Raw genomic sequence first — 24,953 nt, 5'->3', positions numbered from 1 at the left:
AATGAATATTGCGGAAGTTGTGGCAAAAATGAATGTTTATCTTCTGAATGCGGCGGATGTGTGTCGCAAATGGTTAGAGCCACGCCTAAAGAGCCTTGAACCAAGCGATTGGTGGAATATGATCGTCCTTCCCAGCCTGTCAGAACTTCAGCAGAGAAAGGTAAACGAAAAAGGGATTTCAACGCTGCAAGGACTGGATTTACAGGCGGCTTTGACTGTGGCCAGAAAAAACATTTACTCGTTCCGTAATATTGAGTACTATGCGGATTATTATGGGATGAAGGATAGTATCAGTGCCATGTTTGAAGTACGGAATGACTGGGCGCATCCTACTCCAGAAGAAGTAACTTTGACTATGACGAAGACCGATTTGTCAAGGTACATTGATTTTATGGAGCGGTTTGGTGGAAGCCGTGCAGAAATAAACGAGGCCAAAGAATTCCGGGCATCCGTAGAAATGCCGAACTATGGAAATCCTATTCGGATTCAGGAACCGTCTTCTTGTGCTGAAGAACAGTCTGCCAGCCCTGCTGTGCAGTCTGCTCCTGTTAAGGTACTGGAAAATCCGTTTGTCGTCGGTGCGAAGGTTGTAAGAAAGAGTAATCCAGATCAAGTGGGCATGATTGGAAATATCCGTGGTAGTGGAGACTCCACAGAATACGAAGTTATGTTCATGGATACTGGGTTCGGAACCTATTATGCAGATCAGCTTCTTCTGGCAGATGCTTCGCCGGAGCGCTGCAATGTCTCGATTGACGAATTAAAAATTCTGCTCACAGCTCAGCAGCTTTGCAGCCCCACCAATGACCAGCTGTACTCTCTGAATGCAGCGCGTGTAGACTTTGTGCCTTATCAGTTCCGCCCGGCTTTGAAGATGATCCACTCGGAACGCCCACGTATCCTCGTTGCAGATAGCGTTGGTGTTGGTAAAACCATCGAAGCGGGCCTGATTCTCCGCGAATTGCAGGCACGCAACGATGATTTCGAGTCTGTACTGATCATCTGCCCCAAGCCGCTGGTTGCTGAACATAAGTGGCGCTCTGAAATGAAGCGGTTTGATGAAAACTTTACAGAACTGGATGGTGCTTCGCTCCGGGAGGCAATCAACGAATGCGATAAAGACGGAGAGTGGCCGGTTGCTCTCCGAAAAACGATCCTGCCATATTCTCTGATGACGAGGGAACTACTTAATGGCAAGGGACGGCAAAAGGGTTTGCTTGATCTGGAAGAACCGATTCACTTTGACCTTGTAATCATTGATGAGGCACACCACATCCGGCATTCAACGACAGGCGCCTATCAGGTTGCGCGCTATTTTACGGACAATGCGGATGCAGTCGTTATGCTGACCGCAACACCGGTTCAGACGGATGATGAGGATCTGTATACCTTGTTGAACGCCCTCCGCCCCGATGTGATTCTGGACAAAAAGACATTCAAGGAAATGCAGGAGCCAAATGCAGAAATCAATGCGGCGGCAAGATTGATTCGGCATCAGGCAGAAAACTGGCGTTCAGAGGCTTCGGAGCATTTGTCCTGTGCTGCGCAAACCGGCTGGGGTCGTAGTGTGATCGAGGACAACCCGACCTATAAAAATGTTATGGCAAAGCTCAAGAGTGCGCAGCCGATTGATCGAACAACGCGTGTGGGCCTTCTTCAGGATGTCGAAGGACTGCACAGCTTCTCCGGCATGATCAACCGCACCCGCCGTCAGGACATTCAGAATGATTTTTGTGTGCGTCGTCCGCAGAGTGTTTCGCTGATTTTACCCCGGAGCAGAAGGAGCTTTACGATGCACTGATGGATTTTGAAAGCCATGCGCTCAGCTACCTGCACAATAATGTGCCGCTGGAATTTATGATGAGTACGCTTATGCGTCAGGCATCCAGCTGCATTTTTGGTCTTGCGCCGTTGCTGAAAGGTATGGTCACGCGCCGTCTGGGAGATATCCTTTCGGATTGCTGCGATGAAGAAGGAACTGTTACTATTGATGAGCTTGAAAAGTTGAACATGGGTTCGTTGGAGACAGAGTTCCGTGCAATGGCAAATCATGTGATTGAATTGTCGAAAAATCTCTCGCAGGCGGATGAAAAGCTGGACAGGCTGTTGGAAGTTGTGGAGAATAAGAGCCACCAGAAGAATAACAAGATTATCCTGTTCAGTTCTTTCCGTCATACATTGAATTATGTGGAAAAGGCCCTTGTCGGAAAAGGATACCGCGTGGCACAGGTGAACGGTAGTGTGAAAGATGAGGAGCGTCTGGCACTCCGTCAGCGTTTTGAGCTTCCTGCGGAAGATCCGGCGGCATTGGAGATGCTTCTGTTCACAGAAGTTGGTTGCGAAGGTCTGGACTACCAGTTCTGTGACTTTATGATCAACTATGACTTGCCATGGAATCCGATGGCAATCGAACAGAGAATCGGTCGTATCGACCGTCGCGGACAAAAGAGCGATACCGTTATCATCTGCAATCTGGTGACGGAAGACACAATTGACGCAAAGATCTATCACCGCTGTTTGGAGCGTATCGGCGTATTCGAAAGTTCGATTGGTGAGTGCGCCGGGATTCTCGGCGATATGACCCAGCGAATCAATGAAGCAATCTTCGATTCTAAGCTGACCCAGCAGGAAAAAGAAGAAAAAATCGAAAAAATTGCTGACAACGAGGTCTCCAGAGCCAACGAAATGAAGAAGCTGGAGGATGAGAGCAAACAGCTGTTTGGCATTGATATTTCCGGCTATGTGATGGATCGGAAAGTCATGGATGCAGAAAATCCGTGGATCGGGGAACGGTATATTCAGGCACTCGTAGTGGAGTATCTCAATCGGGTTTTGGGAGAAAAAAACTACATTCAGGGTGACGGACCTCACAAGGTGCTGACACTGAGCGGCGAGAACCGTGCGGCGCTGAAAGCAAAACTGCGCAGCTCCCACATGAAAAAATCGGCTATGTACAACCAGTGGATGGACTATCTGAAAGGGTCTGACACGCGAATCGCGGTAACATTCAATCAGGAAGAAGCAGCACGAGATCGGAATGCTATTTTCTTTACGGCAGTGCATCCGTTGGTAAGGATGGCAGCTGCCGAGCTGCACAATCGTCAAAAAGTTTACATTCATCTGCTGGTAGATACCGCAGACTGCCCGGTGCCAACCGGAGACTATCCCTTCCTGCTCGTGGAACGGACGATCGTCGGGATGCGGAAAGAAGTCCGCATCGTGCCGATCTCGGAAATCAATTTGTCGGCATCGGATCTTTGTGACCTGTTGGAAACCGCAGACTACAAAGAAATTCTCGGTGATTATGCGGAAAACCAGTGGGATGCGCTGTCTCAGCGAAAGCGTGAACAGCAGCAACAGGCTCTTGCACAGTTGACCGCAGACGTAAAGGAAAAATGTGACTACCGACGCGCCGCTGTTCTGAAAAGTTATCAATATCGCAAAGAAGATTTGCTGAGCCGTATTCAGAATGTGGAGGATGCAAATATCAAGCGGATGTATCAGAGCCAGCTTCGCAGCCTTGAGGAAGATAAAACATCGACTTTAAGTGAGCTGGAAAAGATTCAAAACCGTGCAACCGTGGAGGAAAATGTTATTGTGAATGGCATTATAACGGTTTGCAACTATAACTAAGGATTGATTTTATGGACGATTTATATTCTGAGATCCGGGAACGCAGTAAGCAGGACTACGGACAGAAATTTGAAGAATGGGCACTACGTATTCTGGTAGATCAGTACAGCGACCGAACACACTTTATCTTTGAGTTGATTCAGAATGCAGAGGATGCTGGGGCAACCTATGTGACATTTTCCCTTTACCCGGACCGATTGGTGCTGTGTCATAACGGAAAGCCGTTTACAGAAGCAGATATCCAGGGCATTTGCGGCATTCGTTCTACAAAGGATGAGCCGGAGTCTGGTAAAATTGGACGATTTGGTATTGGATTCAAGTCTGTCTATGCCTATACGAAAACGCCGCGGATCTATTCTGGCCAGTATTCTTTCCGGATTTGCAATCTGGTCCTTCCTTATGCGGAAGAAAATGAGGCAACCGGGGACGATACGATTCTGATTCTCCCATTTGACGGAGAAGTCAATCCCGAAACAGCTTATAATGAAATCGGAGATGCGCTAAAAAAGTATCTTTCTTCGGATGTCTTGTTTGCCCTTTGCAATGTCAGAAATATAAGCTGCAAGATCTATCCAGATGAAAATGAATGGTCGGTCAGCAAAGAATTCACTCAAGTAGACAATGGTGTGGATAAAGTTCTGCTGACGCAGAAGCCAATAGATTCTGCAAAAAAACTTCTGGTGTTTCGTACACAAGATAAGCAGCCAATTTTGATTGGATATGAACTCGAAACAGATGGCCAAGGAAAAGATAGGGTTATCCCGACAGAACAGCACTATCTTTATGTTTTTTTCCAGACAGCAGTCGAAACGCATCAGACATTTTACATTCATGTCCCGTTCTCAACGACACCTGCGCGAGACAATGTCAGGCACAATGAAGTGAATCAGTTCCTTGCTGAAAAACTTGCAGCACTTTTTGCCGATAGCGTCCGCTGGTTGTTGAAAAATGGTTATGTAACACTTGAGTTTTTGAACGAGGTATACCCAATCTTGGATACCTGTAAGGAAGAAAATCTTCGAGGCATCCATGAAATGGGACTTGCGCTTTTAAGGGATGGTCTTGCCCTTCTGCCGACCGAAGAAGGCGGCTATTGCTCGATCCAAAATGCAATGCTGCCTTATGCTAAAAATATAGCAGATAATATCACACAGTCCATCTTACAGAAAGAATATGGTGACACAGCCTGTTGGGTAAAAGCAGATGTTTGCCTTGGAGTCAACGAACATCTGATGATGTATCTGACTCATCATTTTGGTCTGCCGGTATTACGCTGGAGGGATGTCCTCCCGCGCCTGACCGCAGAAATTCTGGAAAATCAATCCGATGAATGGCTGTTGAATCTGTTTGAGACGATTTATTCAACCTGTACTGGTGTCTTCCGCTCCAAAGAAAAAGTAGATGCCAAAGGAATTCCCTTTGTCCGGCTTCAAGATGGTTCGCACATCCGCTGCCAGTACGATGGTATGGCACAGGTCTACCTTAATAATCCGACATCCTGCAAAAATAAAATAAGTGCAGCAATCCTTCAGGATCAGCGTGGCAGAAATTTTTATGTTGATGCACTTGGCATTGAGGAATATAATGCCATTCGGGAACTGAAAGATGATGTGTTGTGCTTTTATGGTGAAGATTCAGATGATACGGATATCCAGTTTGAGGATAATCTGGAGCACTTTGAACTGATCGAGCGTGCATTAAAGGAGAATGCAGCGGAGGTGCAACGTATTCTGGCAAATGTCCCAATCGTTTGGGATGGACATCGATGGAAGAAACCGGCGGATTGCTATATTCCGTCTGATTTTCTGGATCGTTCAGATCCTGCGGTGCAGGCAGTGCTGGGTCAGATGGATGTGTCATGGGTGTCGGAAGACTATCGTGGAAACGTTCCGGCGGAAGTGTTTGAAAAAATAGGCTGCAACGTAGGGATTAAGGATGTTTTCGTGAACCATTATGCGTACAATAACCACCTGAGAAAGGCGGATGCCAGTTTCTTTGAAATGTTACAGAAGCGTGTCCTTTACAAGAGATGTCAAAGAGTAGACTACCCGGAAACATGGGATATGTACCATTCTATCGACCATCTACAGGATATCTTGTGCAGTAACTCCGTTGAAATGTCAGTTAAAGTGGTGGATCTTATAAATGAAAAAGTGAAGAAGCACCCATTATACGGAAAAATGACCGGTTCTCATAGTAAGGCATTTAACACCACGACAACTGACAGTGTGAATCATATTCCTTCAATGCTGGCGTTGGAGCTTAGCAGTACAAAATGGTTGTACGATAAGACTGGAACACTTCAAAGTCCCTCTGACATAAAAAAATCAGACCTAGCTGTGCAGTATTCTGGCCACGGAGCAGAGATATTTGCACAACTTCCCTTTAAGGTAGAAAGCGAAGCTGTCGAGACTGTAATCCAAAGCGTAGAGGAACCGTACCAGGCTTTTATCAGTGCTATGCTGAAAAAGCCTGATGAACTGCGTCTGATGTGCGAGGCATACCAGAAACTTCAGAAAAAACGACAGAAAGGAACTGACAAAACACAATCTTTAACGGAGTTGCTGGAGAAGCAGAGCAGTGCGCAGACCGAGGTGGAGGCAGAGCCAGCTCCAGATGATGAAACATTGGGCGAGTACGGTGCCGTGCGGAATCTGAAACATCGCGAAAAAAAGTTGGAAGAAAACTTCCAAGAGGGACTTGAAGGCCAAAAAACAGTTGCGCCGCGACTGCGGTATACCTGTTCTGAAAGCAACCACGAAGAAAAGGCTTTTTTGCGAGCGCAATATTTTGGCAAGTGCCAGATTTGCGGTAAGCAGATTATCCGATATGATGGAAAACCATACTTCGAGGCGTGCAATATTCTGCCGACGGATTCGATTCCGACAACGTACAAGCAGAGTATCTCTGAGGGATGGAATTCGTTGTGCCTTTGCCCGAACTGTGCAGCAGAGTTTAGATATGGAAAGAAAAATCTTTCTGAACTTGTCCGAATGATTCAAACATACAACGTCGAGGAAGAAGATGAAAACCTGATTGTTTGCGACATCGAGATGCAGGGAGAGAAGCGAACAATCAAGTATACTGGAAAACATTTTCTGGCACTGCAAAAGGCAATCGGATTTTATGATGACTATATAAAGAAAAAAACTGATACAGTGAAAGATGAATCCGATGGTTGAGATAACTCTGGCAAGCAGTGCATTCGTGCGCACAAATGCAAATTTTGCGTTGCAAAATGCTTGTTGGGAAATCCCAAACCCTTTCTGATCTGCACCGTTCCGGTGCAGGCTACGCGTTCCTTCCGAACGCTTTTGAATGTGTCAATACAAACTCTCACCAAAAATCCGAGTCGCTTTTTGGTGCAAGCGTCAATGGCATAACTCCGATGTTCGTGGTAGAATAGGTGCGTTGTGTGCCTGACGCATAAAAACGGAAAGGACGATGCAGAAATGGAGCAGCTATATCTGATGCCCGGTGACGAACGCTACACAAAATTTCAGGATGAGAACGGTGTGCCGAAAATCCGTTACACCTACTGCTCCCTGCACGGCAAGCTGTTCAACTGCACCTGCCGAACGAAAGATGAAGCCCAGCGGCTGTGTGAAGATTGGCTCGTTTCGCAGGATCGCTGCTACATAAACTAAAAAAGTCGCCGAGGATTCCGCCCCATGATGTGAATGCTAATATATACTTGAGCCGCTTTCCAGTAAAATGACAGCGAATATTTGAGCCACCTAATGGCTTCCCGTATAATAGATGTAGACTACTATGCGGGAGGCGATAGAAAGGTGGTCACATCGGTGGATGTCTACAAATCAATCCGCGCGCTGCAACTTGAAGGAGTAACCAGTCAGCGTGCAGCAGCTAAAATTCTGGGAATTTCCAGAAACACAGTCAAGAAATATTGGATGGGCGACGCAGTTCCATGGGATCGGAAAGCCTACCAGCGAGAAGCCTCTGTCATAACGCCAGAAGTAAAGCAGTTCATTGAGCACTGCCTCGATACAGATGCTGCGGAGGGTGTAAAGAAGCAGCGTCACACAGCACGGCGGATTTACAACCGGCTCGTAGAAGAATTTGGTTACACGGGCAGCGAGTCTGCCATCCGAGCGACAGTTCATGAAGTCAAGGCAGAGCGCAAGGAAAATGAAGTTTTTATTCCATTGAGGTTTGCTCCTGGTCAGGCACTCCAAATCGACTGGGGAGAAGCTACGGTAAAACTGGCCGGCAAGAAAGTAAAGGTAAATCTGTTTTGTGCGCGTATGAGTTATAGCTGCGCGCCCTATGTTATTGCTTACTGGCGGCAAAACTTGGAAAGCTTTCTCGATGCCATTATCCATACGCTTAATTATTTTGGCGGCGTTCCTCGATCCATGATTTTTGACAACGCTCGTGTGGCTGTAAAGAGTGGTTTTGGTGTCCATGCAGCAGCACAGGACGATTATTCCAAACTGGCCGCACACTACGGATTCCAGCCTGTATTTTGTAATCCGGCATCCGGAAATGAAAAGGGTCTTGTAGAGAATCTGGTAGGATATATCCGGCGCAATGTATGTGTGCCGCTGCCTCAAGTGGATTCTTTGGAAGATCTCAATACAAAGCTGTTAGAGCAATGCGCCAAATACATGAACCACAAAATCGACGGACGTTCTCAGAAAGTGGGACAGATGCTGGCCGAAGACCAGGCGCATCTCCACCCGCTTCCCAAATATGTTCTCGATATTTCAAAGAAAGCCTACCCGAAAGTCAATCGCTATTCAACGGTTCTCTTTGATACCAATTACTATTCTGTTCCTTGCAAATACAGGGGAAAAGGCACCACTGTAAAGGCCTATCCCAATAGAGTTGAGATTTGGATCAATGGCCTTCTGGTGGCCACCCATGACCGCTGCATGGGTCGAAAGCAAGAATCTCTGGATTTACGGCACTATTTGCCAATCTTAGAGAGGAAAGGGCGTGCAATTCGTTACGCTCGTCCGGTTTTGAATGCAGTGCCTGCTGAATTCCTGAATTGGATGGAAAAGCAGCATTTGAACTCCAAGCAGATGGTTGAATTGCTGGAGCAGTGTTTGACAGATGGCTACTTGGCTGTTATGCAACGTGATCTGCCGAACCCGGATACGTCGATTGCAAAAAACGATGTTCCGGTTTTGTCCGTTGATCTGAGCCAGTATGACAAGCTGTACGAGCGGAAAGGGGCGGCCTCATGATTGACGTAAAAGAAGAACAGATTCGACTTCTTGCAAAACAGCTGAAGATCCCCACTTTTGCTGAATACAAAAATGTTCTTAACAATTGCGCGCCGGATATGGATTTTAGTGATTTACTTCTGACGCTTATGGCATCTGAAACAGCGGCCAGACAGGAAAACCAAACCAGAAGAAGATTGAAAGCTGCCGGATTTCCTGTACAAAAATCACTGGACGATTTCGATACCAGCCAGCTGAATCCCTCTGTATCTCCGGTGTTCCTTAATGAACTTGCATCCTGCCAGTTCATTGAACAGAAGAAAAACATTGTTATGATTGGAAACCCGGGACGCGGAAAGACGCATATTGCAATTGCTCTTGGAATTAAAGCCTGCCTGCAAGGCTACCATGTTCTATTTAAAAATGCATCTACTCTCTCGACTGAACTTACTGAGGCACGAGATACATACCAGCTTGGCAAATTGGAACGGCAGCTGGCAAAAGCTGATCTTCTGATTTTAGACGAGCTCAGTTATTTGAGTTTTAACCGTTACGAATCCGATTTGCTATTCAAGGTCATTTCTGACCGCAGTGAGCAGTCCAGCACTATTGTGACAACCAATCTTCCTTTTGCAAGATGGACCGAATTATTCGAGAACACAACAATGGTTTCGGCTCTGGTGGATCGATTGACATACAAATCTGCCGTGCTGGATATGAATGGTCCGTCTTACAGACTGCTTAGTTCTCAGAGTAAAGTTGACACTGACAAGGAGAATGAAAATGACTAACATGCAGCCCAATTTTACAGTTGAGGAAGAAAACAAAGCCCTGATTAGCTTCCTTCGTGCTGATTACGATGACGCTCTTGAGCAGATTCGAGTCCTAAAAAGCGATGTAAACGAACTGATTGATATTTTGCGCAAGCATTCCATTGAGGTTCCGGTTCACATTCAGGAACGGATTCAACTGGACACTCCACTTGAATAAAGACATATCCACCAGGGCTATTTACTGGCCCTGGTATTAACAGACGAGCAGTGGCTCAAATATTCGATGTCACAAATGCTACAAATGGCTCAAGTATTCGTTAGCAAAAGTGGCTCAAATATTGGCTGTCACGTGGCTCAAATATTCATTGACATTCACAGAGGAGAATGGTTGCGGGGAATATCCCCTGAAACAAAAGAAGCGCACCCAATCTCACAATTTCTTGCAAGAACAGGTGCGCCATTGCGCTGATTCTGATTCAAAAAAAATACCCCCGCCAGTTACATTTTCTAAGGCAATTTTGCTCTTGCCCTGAAAACATAACTGGCGAGGGTGTTATGACCGGTGTTGCGCCGGTTCGTATCGGTGTTTTGACGGTGTTATGATGGTGTTATGAAAAAAATCGAGTGTTATGATGGTTTTTATTGGTGTTATGCCGGTGTTATGCCATAACACGCACAAAAACCGCTGGCTTTCAGTCTCTCCGAAAGTTCAATACATTCTTCTGCCAGGAGATTTCTTTGCGCCATTCGCAGTTCTCCACGAGCCATTTCTGGATGGTCTAATTTGCACAACGCCAGAATCATCCAGTAGTACGCATCAATGCTATGCGGAGCAATATGAAGTGCCTTCGCCGCATAGTGCTGAACAGAAACGTAGTCGTGTATCTGGTCGAGCATTTTCAGCAGTTCACTCACAGCACCGAGATAACGGTACTCGAAAGCAACCGATGCAGACATAATCCAATGTTCATATCGTGCGGAGGTAAACAACGGCCCCTGATACAGATCAATGGCTTTTTTCAACACTTCAACTTTTTCCTTTGTATCGGTGGACTTCATTGCAACCGCCCACTTTGTTTCAAACAGCTGACAATCAGTAAATACATTGAGCTTTGGGTTGATCTGATACCCACTGGCTGTCGATTCAATCAGGCGGTAATCTGACAATAATTCAAAAGCCTGACGAAAACGATATACAAGACCTTTTATATTTTTAACGGATAACTCAACATCTTCTTCTGGCCATATTGCTGTGGCGATCTCTCGTGGTGAGGAAGCCGTCTTGCGCTTCAGGAGCAAATAGACCAGAAGTCTTGCGATCTTCGGGGACTTCAATTCGTGTTCAGTCAAAACCCCCTTGTTTGTCGTAATCTTTATTTCCCCGAACAGGTTGATATAAACATCAAGGTCGTTTGCGATTCTCGGTGAAATAATCGTCAGTTTTCTTGTTTCCAACAGGTAGTGTTCATTCAGCGACGAAATAACCGCATAATTCAGCATACGCAAAAAGCTGGCATGGGCTCTGTATCTTTTCGCATTGCGCAGAACAAGGAACCCAGTCGGACCTTTCCAAAAAGGAACAGCGATCACCGACTTTGCATCCAGTCTCTGGTACAGCACATATTCCTCTGGATATTCTTCTTTAATTTCCTCAATATCCGGAATAATAACCGGTTCATGATTCTCTAAACAATATATCCAGCGCTTGTATTTTTCTGAGTATTCAAACTCGTTGAACTTTGTTTGCCCCATTTCTCCAAATTCCGTATCATACCACCAAATAGGCGTAAATACACCCACCTCTGTATCAATATCAAGAATCCCGCACCAATCTGCATTGTAGAACTCCGTGGCAACACGCATAATGTGCAATGCTACTTTCTTCGGTTCCAAGCAGTTGGAGATTTCTTTCTGCATTTTATGTAAGGTACGCTCAATTTCAATCGCAAACTGAACATACTCCTTGGTATCTCCAATGTTATACAGGTCAAATTCGATGTTTTCATTCGTTCCGGATTGTGGCATAACAAGTACCTCCTTGCGCTATATATGAAAAAAGCCGCAAAGCACCACTGACCCATTAAGGATCATGACAGCTCTGCGGCTTGCTTAATCTGTTTTGGGGTTTTGGCTGTCATATCAGTTTGATACCGGCAGTCAAGACAACTTGCTACATGAAATGCAATCTGTATTCAGTTATTCCTGATATACTCAATGGGCATTCACAGGAGTTGACCTGTTTGCACAGGTTAGCTGGTGTGTCTTGCTCAGAAGCAGTAATTCCAAGATGCCTTTGTTATTAAGGTGCATAGGTGACTTTTCGATTCTTGCGAATCACAGTCTTTGTTGTATGTATAATCTCCAGCATCGCTTGCAGCTCTGCGGCATCACAGTCTGCCAGTTCCTCTGCAATTTTCTTGTCGTAGACAGGTTTCACCTGTTCCAGACTATCACACAACAATTCATCGACAGAAACAGACAATGTATTAGCAATCTTTACGACAGTCGGTAGAGCCACTTTGGTTTGTCCCGTTTCGATATGGCTCATATGAGAAGTAGTCAGTCCTGCACGAAAAGCAACTTCTGCCTGCTGCCAGCCCAATTTCAATCGAGCTGCTCTGATACGCTGCCCAATCTTGATATAATCCACTTCATTTACGTCCATCGCTCCGATCACCTCCCATCCGAATCTGTGGTTTTTATTCTATGGGCTAATTGCCTAAATGTCGATTTTGTATAAGGCGATAATGCCCATACAGACAAATTCCGGCAGAATAAATTTAATTGTATGGTCACTGATTGTCTCAAAAAAAGAAGTCCACTCACCGATATATCAGACCGGTTTTGTGGACTTCCTTATTAACTGCTTCTCTTCCTATATCATATTTCCATCTAACTGATTGAATAAGTCTCCTTCGATACCAATTATTTCGTCGATTGAGATGTGTGTGCCACTCCGCATAATGACGGTACGTTCATAATAGTCAATTTTTTTGATGATTCCTGTTTCCGTACAATATGCGCCGCCAGACTTTCTTTCATCCGGGACAAAATATGTAATTGAGATTACCGGAGTATCCGACAGCCTTTCCTGCACGATCTGAAGCCGGTCATTAAGAGCCGATTTCTCATACTCATCCAACTCAATTCGATTCTCGGTAAGTCTGGCGGTCTCCTTTACAGCAGTATCGTATCCAGTCAGAGCCGCAAACGGTGAGAATTGAGCCGCACGATCAATCATCGTCATACGTGGCCTTGTGGGCGAAGTATGGTGCGGCAGATTTATTATGTCATCGTATTTGTGTCTGTTGTTTGAATTGCTCATACCGCACCTCCTTATGCTTGGCAACTTCTTTTTTGATCTCAAAAAACTGGAATTTCTATTTTTCATCAGGAGCCTGTCCATCATGTGTCAACCACTTACATTCTGTTAATTCCATATTTGTAAATGTAGCCTTAAATGATGAATTTTCTGGGCTACAAGCATAAATTCCAAACCGTATTTCATCATTAGCTTTATACACATGGCAAATTCTCATCTGCTTGTACTTAATTCCATCTTCAGAACACTCAATACAATAATCATCCTCTCGTCTACTAAATCTATACCACATAGACTTGATTCCTGCATCTATTTCGGTTGTTGCCCAATCTGAATATCCATTATTAGTCACTACACTTCCTAAATGCTGAAATTCTTCGTTCTCATACTCAATTGAACCCTTAAGCCAGTTCTCACTATCAAGGTACATTACAATACCACACTGGTCAAAACGCACCTTGCTCTCAAATTCAGTTTTAACTACGAAGGAAAAGAATTTCTCAGAAGTTTTCATCTGAAGCACAGGAGCATTATCGTTCCTGAAATGATAATAAGTACGCTGCCACAAATCAGTATGCGGATTAGTAATTATCTCAATCTTATCCTCTGATATTGAATACTGTTTAGGTTCTCTTGTCCATTTCCATTGTTCTTTATTTATCTTCATTTTCATTTCCTTTCAATGTAAAAACTGGAATTGTCTAAAATAGTAAGGCCGTACCGCTTACTATTTTTTCTTTTACTGCTGAAACAGTATCTTTGATCGAATGCGTAGTTGTATCTATAACATTTAATTCATAGATTCCTAAATTGGAAAATTGATTCCACATTGTTTCAACTAATTCAATATTTGTTTCTCTGTCTAACTTTGATCGTTCGATAGCTCGCTTCATAGTTTCTTCTTTACTTGCCCTTAAAACGATATAGTGTACTTCATAATGCTCTTGAACAATGTTGAGCCACGGCTCTAAAAACCACGGTCCTACAATGCCATCTACAATTACGTCATATCCACCACGAGCATATCGCTTCGCAGCTTCTAAAAACGCTTCAATGACAATCAAATTTTGCTCATTTGATTCTGGCAAATGCGGTGGTATTGCCCCTTTACTCAAATAATGATAAAAGTCATCTGTGTGCATATGCACAGACTTTTCCAAATCTGATTCTTTTGCAACAACAGATGCCGTTGTAGTTTTTCCTGTCCCCGGCGCACCTGTGATTACAATAATTCTACCTTGATTCATCTATATTTTACCTCCACAAATTCCGATTTGTTTAACTGTTACGAATTTATCTATTATACTTCGTTGTTATAATACTTGGTTATCAATTCAGCAATGTCTTTTGCAACCTCACGAATTTCAAACAGTTCGTGTTCCCAAATGTAGATTGCCGATGCGTCTGTTTCTCCGTTCGCAAGAACACGATAGCAGTAATAATCACCACAACCATTTGTTGCAAAGAAAACAAACCGATTTACCTTTTCTTCATATTCTTCTGCTTCAAGAAATTCGGGAAAAATCTCTCTGTTGTTCTTTGTGTTACTGATGATTTCTTCTGCTGAAAGCAGAAAATTACGGTCTCCATTTGTTTCTCGCAACAAGGCTTTCAATTCTTCTGGAAATGAAAAACCTACAAATTTTTCTGCCTTTGTAATATCCTTTTCGGAGCAAGGAGCTTGTAACTTCGCCCAACTATGTCCTTCTATCAATTTTTCAATCAATTCTCTATACACGATAACACCTCAACTAATTGGAATTGGCTTACTTCTTTTTGTAAAGCCAAAAGAAAATACCACTATGTTCGCGTCGGGCGTAACTAACCGCCAGATGTCGGGAGTTTGCAGCCAAAAATAGTCGGAAAAGAAAAAGCCACTACCATAGCTCTTTCAAACCTTGTAAACTGGAAAGTGCCAACAACCCAGTGGAAAGGATGTGTAATGAAAGAGTTATACAGTAATGGCTTCGCATTAAGTATAGCACAAGCCATTGAAGAAATGAAAGCAGAACAGGGAGATAGTTTTTCTCTGGATCGTATCAATCTGGCGGAATTGGAACGGCGAAGCGGCGTGTCCCGCGGGAAACTGCGACGGCTCAAGCGAAACGGGTTCCAGGACCTGCCCCGCAGTACGAAAGGTAGAAAGCATGCCAACACAAAGCTTAGTGGTTATACTGGCATCATTGACAGCCTGCTTCAACAGGGCGTCAAAAACTCTTCTGTCATACTGGATCGGCTGCGCCATGTTGGGTTTGACGGTGGTGCAACAATCATAAAAGAGTACATCGCCTCTCACAAGCATCTCATCCCCGCCAAGCGGCAGCAAATCGCACCGCGGGGGAACCGTGGGCGGCGCTATACGACGGGACCGGGAGAGGCCTACCAGATGGACTGGGGCTTTACAGACGTTCTGGACTATTGCGGACAAACCTACCGCGCAGCCTGCTTCGCCATGATCTGTCACCATTGCGGACAGCGCTACATCGAGTTTTTCCCCAACGCAAGGCAGGAAAATCTGTTTATCGGCATGATCCACGCCTTTCAGTATATGGGTATTCCCAGGTTTGTTTTGACCGACAACATGAAAAGTGTAGTTTTGCACCGCGATCTGCAGGGGCATCCAGTGTGGCAGAAGGATTATGAATCCTTCATGAAAACCGTTGGTTTCGGGACAAAGCTCTGCAAGCCCCGCCATCCGTTTACTAAGGGTGCGGTGGAACGGCTCGTGCGGTTCGTGAAAGAGAATTTCCTTGTTGACCGCGTTTTCTACAACGTTACTGACCTGAACTGGCAGGCGCTGGAATGGTGCAACACCCAGAACGGGATCTACCACCGTGCGGTGGATGGCGTGCCGCAGCAGATTCATGACGTGGCTTGTAGTGAACAGCTTCGTGTGCTCCCGGAGACATATCCGATACGCCTCTACCTTTGTCCGGAGCGCAGGATCTCCTTTGATGGATTCGTCAACTACGAAGGCCGCCGCTTTGGCGTACCGTACAGCTATCCGGGTGCTACAGCACGGATAGAGCGCAGCGGTGATACGCTGTACATCTATTCTGCTGACCTGAAATGTCTTCTTACAACCCACGATGTGACCTGGAGCCGGAGAGACAGTTTCTGCGAGGGGCAGTACAAGAAGTTCCAGGAACCCGAGGAGTTTCCGACCGCACCCGTGCGAACGCAAATCCTCCAGCTTCCAAAACGGCCTGGCGGGCTCTCTTTTGCCAAGTTCGACTTTGACGAGGAGGAGCCACTATGAACGAGACTGTTTTTGAAAAGATTGAAGCCGCAGCCTCTGTGCTAAAGCTGGATTTCTCCTCCGAAGAATTTGCGAACTTTGCTGAAGACCAGGCACTCTCAGAAAATGCAATTGACGCAGTGCTGTCCGTCCTTTCCTATCTCAGCGAGAAGAAACAGCAGACAACCATCCAAACGCTGCTCAAAATGAGCCGTCTTCCCACAAAAGTGCCAAAGACCTTTGAAAACTTTGACTTTTCTCTGCTCAAGGGAAAGGATGTGGAGCGGCTGAAAACTCTGCCATCTCTGGCCTCCATCTACTCCCACCGAAATCTCGCCTTTATTGGGCCGGCAGGCACTGGGAAAACCCATTTGGCGCAGGCATTTGGCTACGCCTGCTGCCAGCACGGGATGAAGACCTATTTTATTAAAGCATCCGAACTGCGCGACCGTTTCACGGCCGCCAGACGCACCGGAAAAACGGACTCCTGCCTCAGCGGACTTGTGCGGCCATCCTGCCTGATTATTGACGAGATTGGCCACTGCGCGTTTGACAAGGAGAATACGCGGTTGTTCTTTGATCTGATTGACCGGCGCTACAACAAAGAAGGCAACTTCAACATGGTATTCACCAGCAACAAGAATCCGGCACTCTGGCGCGAGGATTTCGACGAAGATACTACGCTGCTCTGTGCGCTGGACCGCATCTTTGACGATGCCACCGTGTTTAAGCTACGTGGCGAGAGTTTCCGCGGAAAGAAACTGGAGACGGTCTCAGTGCAGACTGGCAAGGTTAAGGCTGTTGAGCCGATGACAACGCAGGAATAAACAATTTGCTAATCTGGGTTGTTGGCAATCTGAAAATTCATTGATTGGCTCCCAGTTTTCCGACAAAAAATGGTCCGTTATTCCCGACAAAATATGGCTGGGAACTCCCGACGCCAACAACTAACTAACAGAGGGAAAACAAACGCACCAATGTTGACAGGCTTGATACCCCCAACAAAAGACACTAATCCAATTATGGATACTACCAATGCAATGATTGCAATGGTTTTATAGGTTTTCTTATTCATAGTTTTCTCTCATTTCACACTCGCAATGTATGCTGTAGCAAATGGGGTTCCGGTTTTCTGAACCATGTTATAGGCATTATTACCACGCTCACAACCCAAATCTACCGTAGTGAAGCCAATGATAGGCATATAGTTTTTATCGTCCAGATTGATAAAGCCCATCATGTTTTCGTTAGTTACATTCGACTTGAAAGTAACTTTCTGACGAATCCATTCCGCACATTCTTTTGCAATAGCTTTCTGCGTCAGTTCATTTCTAAGTTTAACTTCAAACTCTGTTCCATATAAACTGCGCTCTCTATTGAGACGAGGGATGTAAAACTCTCGTCTTTCCTTTTTCGTCTTTTCTGTTGTAAAGGTGGGCGACGTGAAAATAAATCTCAGCTCATCTATGCCCTGAAGTTCTTTCTTTAATTCTTGAAAAGCGTAAATTGAGAAACAAGCCGCTGCGATAGAAAGTTTACTTCCTTGCTTGATCTCAGCAGCCAAATCATCTCGAAGTGTTTTTGTTGTATTGTTAATTAGCTCCATTCCCAATTCTCCCTATGTTCTCTCAGTATGCAGTATATCAAGAGCGCTGTCCCATAAAACGGACATCATTTTTCGTCTGGAACCATTTCCATAATATCGTCAAATGTACAACCGAGGACGGTGCAAATTTTCACAAGTGTGTCCGTAGTCACATTATCTCCACGATTCATTTTGTTGATTGTATAATTGCTGAGATTTGCTTTCTCAGCCAAATCCTTTTTCTTCATATCTCGATCAATCAACAATTTCCAAAGTCTTTTATAGCTGACAGCCATCACTTCACCAATCCTTTCATACAAACTTCCCGTCTGCGAGGTAACTCTATCTAAATTATATCATTTTCTTCGACAAATTCAATGCAGAAGTGAGTTATAACTACATTTTTATTTTCTACTTCAAAGTTATTTTTGTATTTTTTGAATGCAACGGCATATTTGGCCTAAATTGAGCAGGAGAAAGAGTTTTTTGAAGTCTCACAAATTGGCAAGCAGTGTAAACCTGTACAGGTTCACTTATTTTCTCGATTTTCCCTCCGGTGCAATCTTCGCAAATTTGCTTGTTGGAGAAGCATCCCCAATCCCCTTTGAACGGTATCTGCGATACCGGCTACTCGTTCATTCTGAACGCTTTCTGGAGAAAGAAAAAACCTGGACTACCATTCTTCCGACAAGGAAAGAATACAACATCAGTACGACGCATTAGCAAAGAAAACTTTGGTCGGCGAAGCGAAAAGCCACCGCCGCACTCTTGCGAAACGCGCAGCACGCGAAGTTACTTTTTCGGATTTGAGCGAAAGCGAACTCGCGCAGCTTTTCACAACGGACGAATACGAAAGCGATTATTTCCGTTTTCAAGTGTCCGGCTTTGATGTACTCGTCAAAAATGAACTGCTTGCCGAAGCCCTTAACGCTTTGCCCGAAAGGAAACGCGACATTATCCTTTTGTCCTACTTCTTGGATATGAGCGACGCGGAAATTGGCGAACTGCTGAATGTTGTACGCACGACGGTTTTCCGGCACAGGAAATCCGCGCTTGCGAAAATCAAACAGTATTTGGAGGGAAAAGCAGATGATGAATACCGTTAGGAAGTCTGAAAATCTGTTGCCGTTCCCTGTCATTTCCGCAGCGGCAAACGGCGACACAACCGCCATGTGCGCGATCTTGAAGCACTACGAGGGTTACATAGCGAAACTTTGTACCCGCACGCTGAAAGACGACGCGGGCAATACCTATTCCTATGTGGACGAGGAAATGCGTAACAGGCTGCAAGTGCGCCTTATTACCCGCACCCTTGCTTTTCATGTAGGATAATCTTTTAGCCCATGCGGGGAGCGTGTCCCCTTTCCACGCTTCCCGTTATGGGCTATTTGTCGTTCCGCAAAAGCATATCCGCTGTTGATGTGCTTTTGCAGGCCGACAAAGCCTATTGTTCTTTGACAAAGAAAGCGGCCTTTGGTGCGCAGCATAACAGGCAAACGGGTACATTCCGTCTGTACCGAGCCAGTCGGCGGGTACGCCATGACAGCTTTTCCCCATAGGGGAAAAGCCGAGCGAGAACTACCGCGCCGTAAAACAGGTTTAGCAGCTTGTGGGCGACGACATACAAGGCGGCACAATGATACTCCCGCGTTGAACACCCTCAAAGTATTGCGCGGCGCACCCATAAGCATGGGCCGGGGTGAAACTCCCGTGAGGTTGCAGCTAACAACCGCCCGTTTTTGCCTTTTGACGAATATAGTTTATCCATACAGGAAAAGGAGGTTTTTCTAATGGATAAAAAACAGACAATTACAACCGAACGCAAAATAGGGAAAATCACCTATCTTGTTCAAGCGTTGCCGAGTGAAAAGGCAACCGATACAATCCATAAAAAGATTGAGAAACTCATTGTAAAGGATTTGCAGAAAAAGCCCGGAAATCCGGGATTTTTAGCGTCCGAGTAGTGCATTAGGCGGCGGGATATGGTATAATGATAGCAACACATTATACCTGTTTATTCGGCTGTCGGAAAGGAGGACTAATGTTACAGTCGAATAAAATCACCGCCCTTTACTGCCGTTTAAGTCAAGAGGATATGCAAGCCGGAGAAAGCGGAAGCATACAGCACCAAAAAATGATACTTCAACGCTATGCGGACGAACACCATTTTTTGAACACAAAGTTTTTTGTGGACGACGGATTTTCCGGCGTGAGTTTTGAGCGCGAGGGGCTGCAAGCGATGTTGCAGGAAGTGGAAGCCGGACGAGTGGCGACGGTCATTACCAAAGACCTTTCCCGTCTTGGCAGAAACTATCTGAAAACGGGCGAACTCATAGAGATTGTATTTCCCGAAAACGGAGTACGCTATATCGCGATCAACGACGGAGTTGACACAGCGCGGGAGGATAACGAGTTTACCCCCTTGCGGAACTGGTTTAACGAGTTTTACGCCCGCGACACAAGCAAGAAAATCCGCGCAGTTAAACAGGCACAGGCGCAAAAAGGCGAGCGCGTCAACGGGGAATATCCATACGGCTATATCCCAGACCCGAACAACCGCCACCACCTTATACCCGACCCGGAAACCGCGCCGATTGTCAAACAGGTTTTCGCTATGTTTGTTAGCGGCGTGCGTATGTGCGAAATCCAAAAATGGCTTGCGGAAAACAAAGTCTTGACGATTGGAGCGTTGCGCTATCAGCGTACAGGACAGGCGCGGTATCAGCGGGCAATGATTGCCCCCTATACTTGGCCGGACAAAACGCTCTATGACATATTAGCAAGGCAGGAATATTTAGGGCATACCATAACCGCGAAAACTCACAAGGTATCCTACAAGTCGAAAAAGACCCGGAAGAACGAAGAAGAACAACGCTATTTCTTCCCAAACACCCATGAGCCGCTTGTTGACGAGGAAACCTTTGAACTTGCGCAAAAGCGGATTGCTACCCGCCACCGCCCGACAAAAGCAGCGGAGATTGATATTTTTTCCGGCTTGCTGTTTTGCGCTGGTTGCAGACATAAGATGTATTACCAACAGGGCGTAAATATCGAGCCGCGCAAGTTTTCCTATTCTTGCGGCGCATGGCGCAACAGGGCAAGGACAGGCAGCGAGTGTACCTCTCATTATATCCGCAAAAACGTACTTCTTGATTTAGTGCTGGAAGATATGCGGCGGGTTTTGCGGTATGTTAAGGAACACGAACAGGACTTTATCTGTAAAGCTACCGAGTACGGCGACATGGAAGCGAGAAAGGCATTAGCGCAGCAGCAAAAGGAACTTTTCAAAGCACAGGCGCGTATGACCGAACTTGACACGCTTTTCCGCAAGCTGTATGAGGACAACGCATTAGGCAGACTGACAGATGAACGGTTTGTGTTTCTAACTTCCGGCTATGAGGACGAAAAGAAATCCCTTGCCGCAAGGATAGACGAGTTACAACAGCAGATCGCAACCGTTACCGAGCGAAAAAGGGATATATCAAGGTTTATTCAGATTGTCGGGAAATACAGCGACATACAGGAATTGACCTATGAAAACGTCCATGAGTTTATCGACCGTATTTTGATACATGAATTAGACCGGGAAACCAACACCCGGAAAATCGAAATCCATTATAGCTTTGTCGGACAGGTTGATACCGAGCAGGAGCCGACGCAAGTTGTCAACCATGACCGCCGCAACATGGTAGATGTAAAAAGTATCGCTATCTAACCCCAGCAAAGATAGCTCCATAGAGTTCACCTCCTTCCCGCGTGGAGTAGAGGACGGGAGTTAAGGGCTTGTCCTCTCTGCCCCTTTCGCTCCGTACCCGTTCGGGAGATGGCTCTTGAGTGCGCTTTTCAGAAAAAAGTTGAAAAAAGCAAAATGCGCCCGTCCGCAAGACGCGGACGGGCGCAAAGGAAATGTAAGCAGTAGCTAAATGTATTGACAGTTCACATTCATAGCCGGAATATCCCGCTTGCGGAGCATAGCTTTTTTTGACCGCAAAGCATTAGGCGGGTTACAGTAAATAAAAATGGACACGGCGATACCTCCCCGATACCGCCGTATCCTTAAAAAAGGGCGACTTTAATACACTACCCGCAATCCATTCTATAATAGGGAACAGCGGCTTTTGCGCAATATTAAATAAAAAAGCCGATAACACATAGGTTTTTTGACCTAATGCGTTATCGGCTCTGCGTCTATGCGTCTGGCACTTTTAATCATTTTTTTTGAATTTATTATATGTGTTAGCTAACTGTCCACAAGCCGCGTTAATCTCTCTGCCATGAGAAACTCTCATAGTAACTTCAAGTCCTGCTTGCTCTAATTGATGTTTGAATGCAACTATTTCCCGTTTCTGTGGTGCTTTAATTCTTGAATTGCTTGTTGGGTTGTATTGTAACACGTTAATCATAACTTTTTTGCCCCGAAACCATTTTGCAAGTTGTCTTACATCTGAGGGCCGGTCATTTATACCCGGTAAAAGCAAATACGCAAAGACAATTTTGCGATTATGCCTTTCAGAATAGGATAAGGCTTGCTTAACAACATCTTCAATAGCATATATGCGCATGTGAGGAATAATACGATTTCTTGCAGATTGTGTTGCTGCGTGTAAAGATATTGTCAACTGAATTTTAAGATGTTCCTCGCGCAATTTTTTTAATTGATCGACCGGACCAACTGTTGATATGGTAATGCCGTCGGTTGGAAAGTTGAGCCCATATCTATCTCGGAGAATATGGATTGCTTTTATCAAGTTGTCATAATTGAATAAAGGCTCTCCCATACCCATAAAAACGATACGGTTTACTTTTCGACGCAACAATATAATCTGTTGTACGATTTCTGACGATGTTAGATTACGAACAAAGCCATTTCGCCCGGACTCACAAAAAATACAACCAACAGGACAACCGACTTGTGTGCTCACGCAAACAGTTCCACCATCTCGCCGCTTGATAAAAACCGTTTCAATGTATTTGTTGTCTTTCAGTTCGTAAACATACTTTTCAGTATCACTGCTTTTGCAAATATTTTTTACCAACATTGATAGATTTTTTTTGCGTGGTAATTGCTTATATAATTCTTCATATAAGGCTTTTGCTTCATTCTCGCCAATAACTTCCGACATTTCTTTGTAAGTAAATCCGTATGGATCATTCCGTACTTCCGCAGGCGTATATTTAGGTAAACGTTTCATTTTTATATCCTTTCTTCTAATAGAAAAAGGTGCAGTTGATTATTGCGTATTGTCAATCTCTCTCAAACCGGGTAGTAAAAATACGGCAAGCGCAACGATGATAATGCCAATTCCGCAAATGACAAACCATTTCTCAACTCCCAGCCGCTCCGCCAGAGGCCCGGAAATGACAAGGCCAAACGGCATGGCGAGGGAAGCGGCGCTTGTCAGTAGAGAAAAAACTCTCCCCAGATATTCTGGTTTGACCGTTTCTTGAAAAATCGCATTTTGCACACCGTAAAATGGAGCGGAAATTCCCATAACAGTACAGCACACAACAAAGACAAGAAATGCGTCTGGCGGCAAAAGCCCGGAGAGCATATTGCTAACGCCCATCAGGAGAACGGAAAGACCGATGGTGTACCGCCGTTTCTTAAAACCGCCCCAAATGCTCAGAATGACTCCGCCAAGCAGCATACCAACCGCAAAAGCAATTTCAGCGGCAGAGGCATGGGCCGGTGTTCCTTTGAAGTATGACATACAGATGAGAGGAAAAAGCGTACTGATTGGCATATAAAAGAACATATAAATTACACCAATCCAGAGCAGAGCAAAGAGGCCCCTGTTTTGCTTTAATACCACATACCCCTCTTTCATATCCTGTAAAAACTGTTGTCTTTTCGTTTCTGGACATAGTTCAGGCGTTGGTATGGACGAAATCGCAACAGTCACACAGGCAAGGATTGCACCCACAATATCTAACAATATAATTGCATTAAGAGGCCAAACAGCATATAAAAACGCTGCGGCAGCTGGACTGATAATCGCACTTACTGCTTGCATGGTCTGCGTGTAACCAGCGCATTTTGTAAGTTCCTCTTTTGGCACAATCATAGGTGTTGCTGCGCTGAATGCTGGAGAATGAAAAGCAGTTCCCGCACTTCGGATTAACAGGACAACCATAATAGACCATACGGGCAATTCCATGTAAAACGCCACCAGCGCCAGAATACCGCCAGCGGCGGCAATTATCAAATCCGCACCAATCATTACGCTTTTACGGCTGTGCCGGTCAACAAAAGCACCTGCAAACGGACCTAAACAGGCTTGCGGCAAAAATCCAATCAGTGTTGCCGCCGTCAATATGATTGCAGAATTAGTTTTCGCAACCAAATAAAAGATAATGGCCATTTGCAAAATACCGCTGCTAATAAAGGATATTGCTTGTCCGGCAAGAAGTGTAAAATAAGTTTTTCTCCATGAATTGTTGTTTTGGGTCATAATGCGAACCTCCTTTTTTATTGCATTGTTCCTTTGTTTCTGCAATAAAAAGCAGGCGTTGTCCCACAGAGAGGGCAGACGCCTGCATAACAACAAAGCACGAAAAAACACCACGATACAGTTCAAAGACTGCTCGTGTCAAACCTACGTGTTCCTTTGCATACGCACGCAAAAAAAGCCCACCATCATGTGGAAAGGTACTTCTACTTTTTATTGCTTATTAGCGTACACAAATTAACACACGTAAGCCTCCTTCCAATCTCAAACTGTCGCACAGTATAACACACATCCGATAGACTTGTCAACCATTTTTAACCTTGTTTTCCATCTTGTTTTTCCATCTCTTACGGGCAGTAGCAAAGCCAGGCGAGCCAGTCAACGGTCAAGATGAACGGCGCTTTCAGCGCCGCCGTTGACAGTCTCGCCCGTCTTTGCTAATGGGTAATCAAGGCGGGAAAGCCATTTTAGGGCTTTCCCGCCCATTTCAATTTTGGGAGAAGAAAGGCCCCAAAATGAACGAGTGCGGCCAAACACTTTTAGGGATTGGCCACCTTGTCCACCCATCCAGCGGGGCGGCGGGGAACGGTCAAGGCCGGGCGTCAGCCCATTCATTTCAGCCTTGACGGTTTCCTGCCGTCCTGCTACTTTTCCCGGAGTGTGGCCACACATCTGGTCACGGTGTCCAGAGCTTTGGGACTTTTTGTCCCATAGGCCGGGGGCGGAGGACGAGGGACGGGGGCTTTCATAATACGCCCTGT

24 protein-coding genes are annotated in these 24,953 nt (G+C 45.3%); 13 read left to right on the top strand and 11 right to left on the bottom strand.

Annotated elements, in window-relative coordinates:
• Nucleotide 1 precedes the first annotated feature (1 nt).
• From ACXPUX_RS13845 to ACXPUX_RS13815, 7 genes are all read left to right on the top strand, one after another.
• On the top strand, nt 2-1,801 hold the full coding sequence (locus tag ACXPUX_RS13845; RefSeq protein WP_458828756.1) for an SNF2-related protein: 1,800 nt from the start codon (nt 2-4) through the stop codon (nt 1,799-1,801).
• Nucleotides 1,801-3,633 carry a helicase-related protein gene (locus ACXPUX_RS13840; RefSeq protein WP_458828755.1) on the top strand — a complete coding sequence of 611 codons (1,833 nt, stop codon included), beginning with the start codon at nt 1,801-1,803 and terminating at the stop codon, nt 3,631-3,633. The genes ACXPUX_RS13845 and ACXPUX_RS13840 overlap by 1 nt, the downstream gene beginning before the upstream one ends.
• An 11-nt stretch (nt 3,634-3,644) precedes the next feature.
• Nucleotides 3,645-6,815 carry a sacsin N-terminal ATP-binding-like domain-containing protein gene (locus tag ACXPUX_RS13835; protein WP_458828754.1) on the top strand — a complete coding sequence of 1,057 codons (3,171 nt, stop codon included), beginning with the start codon at nt 3,645-3,647 and terminating at the stop codon, nt 6,813-6,815.
• Between the two features lie 270 nt (nt 6,816-7,085).
• Nucleotides 7,086-7,280 carry a DUF3873 family protein gene (locus tag ACXPUX_RS13830; protein ID WP_097773950.1) on the top strand — a complete coding sequence of 65 codons (195 nt, stop codon included), beginning with the start codon at nt 7,086-7,088 and terminating at the stop codon, nt 7,278-7,280.
• A gap of 156 nt (nt 7,281-7,436) precedes the next feature.
• Nucleotides 7,437-8,846 (top strand): IS21 family transposase, encoded by a 1,410-nt coding sequence (istA, locus tag ACXPUX_RS13825; RefSeq protein WP_458828753.1) that lies wholly within the window; start codon nt 7,437-7,439, stop codon nt 8,844-8,846.
• Nucleotides 8,843-9,616, top strand: a complete 774-nt coding sequence (gene istB, locus ACXPUX_RS13820) for an IS21-like element helper ATPase IstB (RefSeq protein ID WP_458827911.1) — start codon at nt 8,843-8,845, stop codon at nt 9,614-9,616. Before istA (ACXPUX_RS13825) ends, istB begins: the two co-directional genes overlap by 4 nt.
• Complete coding sequence (locus ACXPUX_RS13815; RefSeq protein WP_458827912.1) at nt 9,609-9,815, top strand: hypothetical protein; 207 nt, start codon at nt 9,609-9,611, stop codon at nt 9,813-9,815. The genes istB and ACXPUX_RS13815 overlap by 8 nt, the downstream gene beginning before the upstream one ends.
• Before the next feature lie 431 nt (nt 9,816-10,246).
• On the opposite strand, the gene ACXPUX_RS13810 is transcribed toward ACXPUX_RS13815, so the two are convergent.
• The 6 genes from ACXPUX_RS13810 to ACXPUX_RS13785 all read right to left on the bottom strand — a co-directional run bounded on the left by ACXPUX_RS13810 (nt 10,247) and on the right by ACXPUX_RS13785 (nt 14,658).
• The gene (locus ACXPUX_RS13810; protein ID WP_164811726.1) at nt 10,247-11,623 is read right to left on the bottom strand and encodes a BTAD domain-containing putative transcriptional regulator; all 1,377 of its coding nucleotides are present in this window, start codon (nt 11,621-11,623) and stop codon (nt 10,247-10,249) included.
• Nucleotides 11,624-11,897: 274 nt separating this feature from the next.
• Nucleotides 11,898-12,263 carry a helix-turn-helix domain-containing protein gene (locus ACXPUX_RS13805; protein ID WP_287935027.1) on the bottom strand — a complete coding sequence of 122 codons (366 nt, stop codon included), beginning with the start codon at nt 12,261-12,263 and terminating at the stop codon, nt 11,898-11,900.
• 210 nt (nt 12,264-12,473) lie between these two features.
• Nucleotides 12,474-12,923, bottom strand: coding sequence for a YolD-like family protein (locus ACXPUX_RS13800; protein ID WP_287935026.1), 450 nt, complete (start codon nt 12,921-12,923; stop codon nt 12,474-12,476).
• Nucleotides 12,924-12,978: 55 nt separating this feature from the next.
• A complete protein-coding gene (locus ACXPUX_RS13795; protein ID WP_164811724.1) occupies nt 12,979-13,587 on the bottom strand; it encodes a DUF1349 domain-containing protein in 609 nt (202 codons plus the stop codon).
• A 34-nt stretch (nt 13,588-13,621) separates the two neighbouring features.
• Entirely contained in the window at nt 13,622-14,167 is a 546-nt protein-coding gene (locus tag ACXPUX_RS13790) for an AAA family ATPase (protein ID WP_164811723.1), read from the bottom strand.
• Between the two features lie 53 nt (nt 14,168-14,220).
• Nucleotides 14,221-14,658, bottom strand: a complete 438-nt coding sequence (locus ACXPUX_RS13785) for an SMI1/KNR4 family protein (protein WP_164811722.1) — start codon at nt 14,656-14,658, stop codon at nt 14,221-14,223.
• A gap of 204 nt (nt 14,659-14,862) precedes the next feature.
• Here ACXPUX_RS13785 and istA (ACXPUX_RS13780) point away from each other — a divergent pair, with 204 nt between their 5' ends.
• On the top strand, nt 14,863-16,179 hold the full coding sequence (gene istA / locus ACXPUX_RS13780; protein ID WP_458828752.1) for an IS21 family transposase: 1,317 nt from the start codon (nt 14,863-14,865) through the stop codon (nt 16,177-16,179).
• The gene (locus ACXPUX_RS13775; protein WP_458828751.1) at nt 16,176-16,985 is read left to right on the top strand and encodes an ATP-binding protein; all 810 of its coding nucleotides are present in this window, start codon (nt 16,176-16,178) and stop codon (nt 16,983-16,985) included. Before istA (ACXPUX_RS13780) ends, ACXPUX_RS13775 begins: the two co-directional genes overlap by 4 nt.
• Before the next feature lie 257 nt (nt 16,986-17,242).
• On the opposite strand, the gene ACXPUX_RS13770 is transcribed toward ACXPUX_RS13775, so the two are convergent.
• Both ACXPUX_RS13770 and ACXPUX_RS13765 read right to left on the bottom strand, forming a co-directional pair.
• Nucleotides 17,243-17,764, bottom strand: coding sequence for a phospholipase D-like domain-containing protein (locus ACXPUX_RS13770; protein WP_331674170.1), 522 nt, complete (start codon nt 17,762-17,764; stop codon nt 17,243-17,245).
• A gap of 65 nt (nt 17,765-17,829) precedes the next feature.
• Nucleotides 17,830-18,039 (bottom strand): helix-turn-helix domain-containing protein, encoded by a 210-nt coding sequence (locus ACXPUX_RS13765; RefSeq protein WP_164811748.1) that lies wholly within the window; start codon nt 18,037-18,039, stop codon nt 17,830-17,832.
• A 438-nt stretch (nt 18,040-18,477) separates the two neighbouring features.
• Between ACXPUX_RS13765 and ACXPUX_RS13760 the strand changes: the two genes are divergently transcribed.
• The 4 genes from ACXPUX_RS13760 (at nt 18,478) to ACXPUX_RS13745 (ending at nt 21,458) form a co-directional block, all read left to right on the top strand.
• On the top strand, nt 18,478-18,849 hold the full coding sequence (locus tag ACXPUX_RS13760) for a sigma-70 family RNA polymerase sigma factor (protein ID WP_445082375.1): 372 nt from the start codon (nt 18,478-18,480) through the stop codon (nt 18,847-18,849).
• Nucleotides 18,833-19,075, top strand: coding sequence for a helix-turn-helix domain-containing protein (locus ACXPUX_RS13755; RefSeq protein ID WP_002604473.1), 243 nt, complete (start codon nt 18,833-18,835; stop codon nt 19,073-19,075). Before ACXPUX_RS13760 ends, ACXPUX_RS13755 begins: the two co-directional genes overlap by 17 nt.
• A gap of 458 nt (nt 19,076-19,533) precedes the next feature.
• Nucleotides 19,534-19,707, top strand: a complete 174-nt coding sequence (locus ACXPUX_RS13750) for a transposon-encoded TnpW family protein (protein ID WP_002604472.1) — start codon at nt 19,534-19,536, stop codon at nt 19,705-19,707.
• A gap of 77 nt (nt 19,708-19,784) precedes the next feature.
• Complete coding sequence (locus tag ACXPUX_RS13745; protein ID WP_002604471.1) at nt 19,785-21,458, top strand: recombinase family protein; 1,674 nt, start codon at nt 19,785-19,787, stop codon at nt 21,456-21,458.
• 490 nt (nt 21,459-21,948) lie between these two features.
• Here the strand turns inward: ACXPUX_RS13745 and rlmN are convergent, their stop codons facing one another.
• From rlmN to ACXPUX_RS13730, 3 genes are all read right to left on the bottom strand, one after another.
• Nucleotides 21,949-22,935: a 23S rRNA (adenine(2503)-C(2))-methyltransferase RlmN gene (rlmN, locus tag ACXPUX_RS13740; protein WP_006774449.1), complete on the bottom strand. Its 987-nt coding sequence runs from the start codon at nt 22,933-22,935 to the stop codon at nt 21,949-21,951.
• 39 nt (nt 22,936-22,974) lie between these two features.
• The gene (locus ACXPUX_RS13735) at nt 22,975-24,195 is read right to left on the bottom strand and encodes an MFS transporter (RefSeq protein WP_002584949.1); all 1,221 of its coding nucleotides are present in this window, start codon (nt 24,193-24,195) and stop codon (nt 22,975-22,977) included.
• Nucleotides 24,196-24,570: 375 nt separating this feature from the next.
• The gene (locus tag ACXPUX_RS13730) at nt 24,571-24,807 is read right to left on the bottom strand and encodes a hypothetical protein (protein WP_014080336.1); all 237 of its coding nucleotides are present in this window, start codon (nt 24,805-24,807) and stop codon (nt 24,571-24,573) included.
• Nucleotides 24,808-24,953 lie beyond the last annotated feature (146 nt).

The organism is Faecalibacterium sp. PGM34 (assembly GCF_054456555.1).
Note: the sequence above shows the minus strand (reverse complement) of the source record. Positions and strands in the feature narration are given on the sequence as shown.

Coding starts and splice junctions, on each gene's coding strand:
- ACXPUX_RS13845 (WP_458828756.1), top strand. CDS start 2: ATGAATATTGCGGAAGTTGTGGCAAAAATGAATGTTTATCTTCTGAAT.
- ACXPUX_RS13840 (WP_458828755.1), top strand. CDS start 1,801: ATGGATTTTGAAAGCCATGCGCTCAGCTACCTGCACAATAATGTGCCG.
- ACXPUX_RS13835 (WP_458828754.1), top strand. CDS start 3,645: ATGGACGATTTATATTCTGAGATCCGGGAACGCAGTAAGCAGGACTAC.
- ACXPUX_RS13830 (WP_097773950.1), top strand. CDS start 7,086: ATGGAGCAGCTATATCTGATGCCCGGTGACGAACGCTACACAAAATTT.
- istB (WP_458827911.1), top strand. CDS start 8,843: ATGATTGACGTAAAAGAAGAACAGATTCGACTTCTTGCAAAACAGCTG.
- ACXPUX_RS13815 (WP_458827912.1), top strand. CDS start 9,609: ATGACTAACATGCAGCCCAATTTTACAGTTGAGGAAGAAAACAAAGCC.
- ACXPUX_RS13810 (WP_164811726.1), bottom strand. CDS start 11,623: ATGCCACAATCCGGAACGAATGAAAACATCGAATTTGACCTGTATAAC.
- ACXPUX_RS13805 (WP_287935027.1), bottom strand. CDS start 12,263: ATGGACGTAAATGAAGTGGATTATATCAAGATTGGGCAGCGTATCAGA.
- ACXPUX_RS13800 (WP_287935026.1), bottom strand. CDS start 12,923: ATGAGCAATTCAAACAACAGACACAAATACGATGACATAATAAATCTG.
- ACXPUX_RS13795 (WP_164811724.1), bottom strand. CDS start 13,587: ATGAAGATAAATAAAGAACAATGGAAATGGACAAGAGAACCTAAACAG.
- ACXPUX_RS13790 (WP_164811723.1), bottom strand. CDS start 14,167: ATGAATCAAGGTAGAATTATTGTAATCACAGGTGCGCCGGGGACAGGA.
- istA (WP_458828752.1), top strand. CDS start 14,863: ATGAAAGAGTTATACAGTAATGGCTTCGCATTAAGTATAGCACAAGCC.
- ACXPUX_RS13775 (WP_458828751.1), top strand. CDS start 16,176: ATGAACGAGACTGTTTTTGAAAAGATTGAAGCCGCAGCCTCTGTGCTA.
- ACXPUX_RS13770 (WP_331674170.1), bottom strand. CDS start 17,764: ATGGAGCTAATTAACAATACAACAAAAACACTTCGAGATGATTTGGCT.
- ACXPUX_RS13765 (WP_164811748.1), bottom strand. CDS start 18,039: ATGGCTGTCAGCTATAAAAGACTTTGGAAATTGTTGATTGATCGAGAT.
- ACXPUX_RS13755 (WP_002604473.1), top strand. CDS start 18,833: ATGATGAATACCGTTAGGAAGTCTGAAAATCTGTTGCCGTTCCCTGTC.
- ACXPUX_RS13750 (WP_002604472.1), top strand. CDS start 19,534: ATGGATAAAAAACAGACAATTACAACCGAACGCAAAATAGGGAAAATC.
- ACXPUX_RS13745 (WP_002604471.1), top strand. CDS start 19,785: ATGTTACAGTCGAATAAAATCACCGCCCTTTACTGCCGTTTAAGTCAA.
- rlmN (WP_006774449.1), bottom strand. CDS start 22,935: ATGAAACGTTTACCTAAATATACGCCTGCGGAAGTACGGAATGATCCA.
- ACXPUX_RS13735 (WP_002584949.1), bottom strand. CDS start 24,195: ATGACCCAAAACAACAATTCATGGAGAAAAACTTATTTTACACTTCTT.
- ACXPUX_RS13730 (WP_014080336.1), bottom strand. CDS start 24,807: ATGAATGGGCTGACGCCCGGCCTTGACCGTTCCCCGCCGCCCCGCTGG.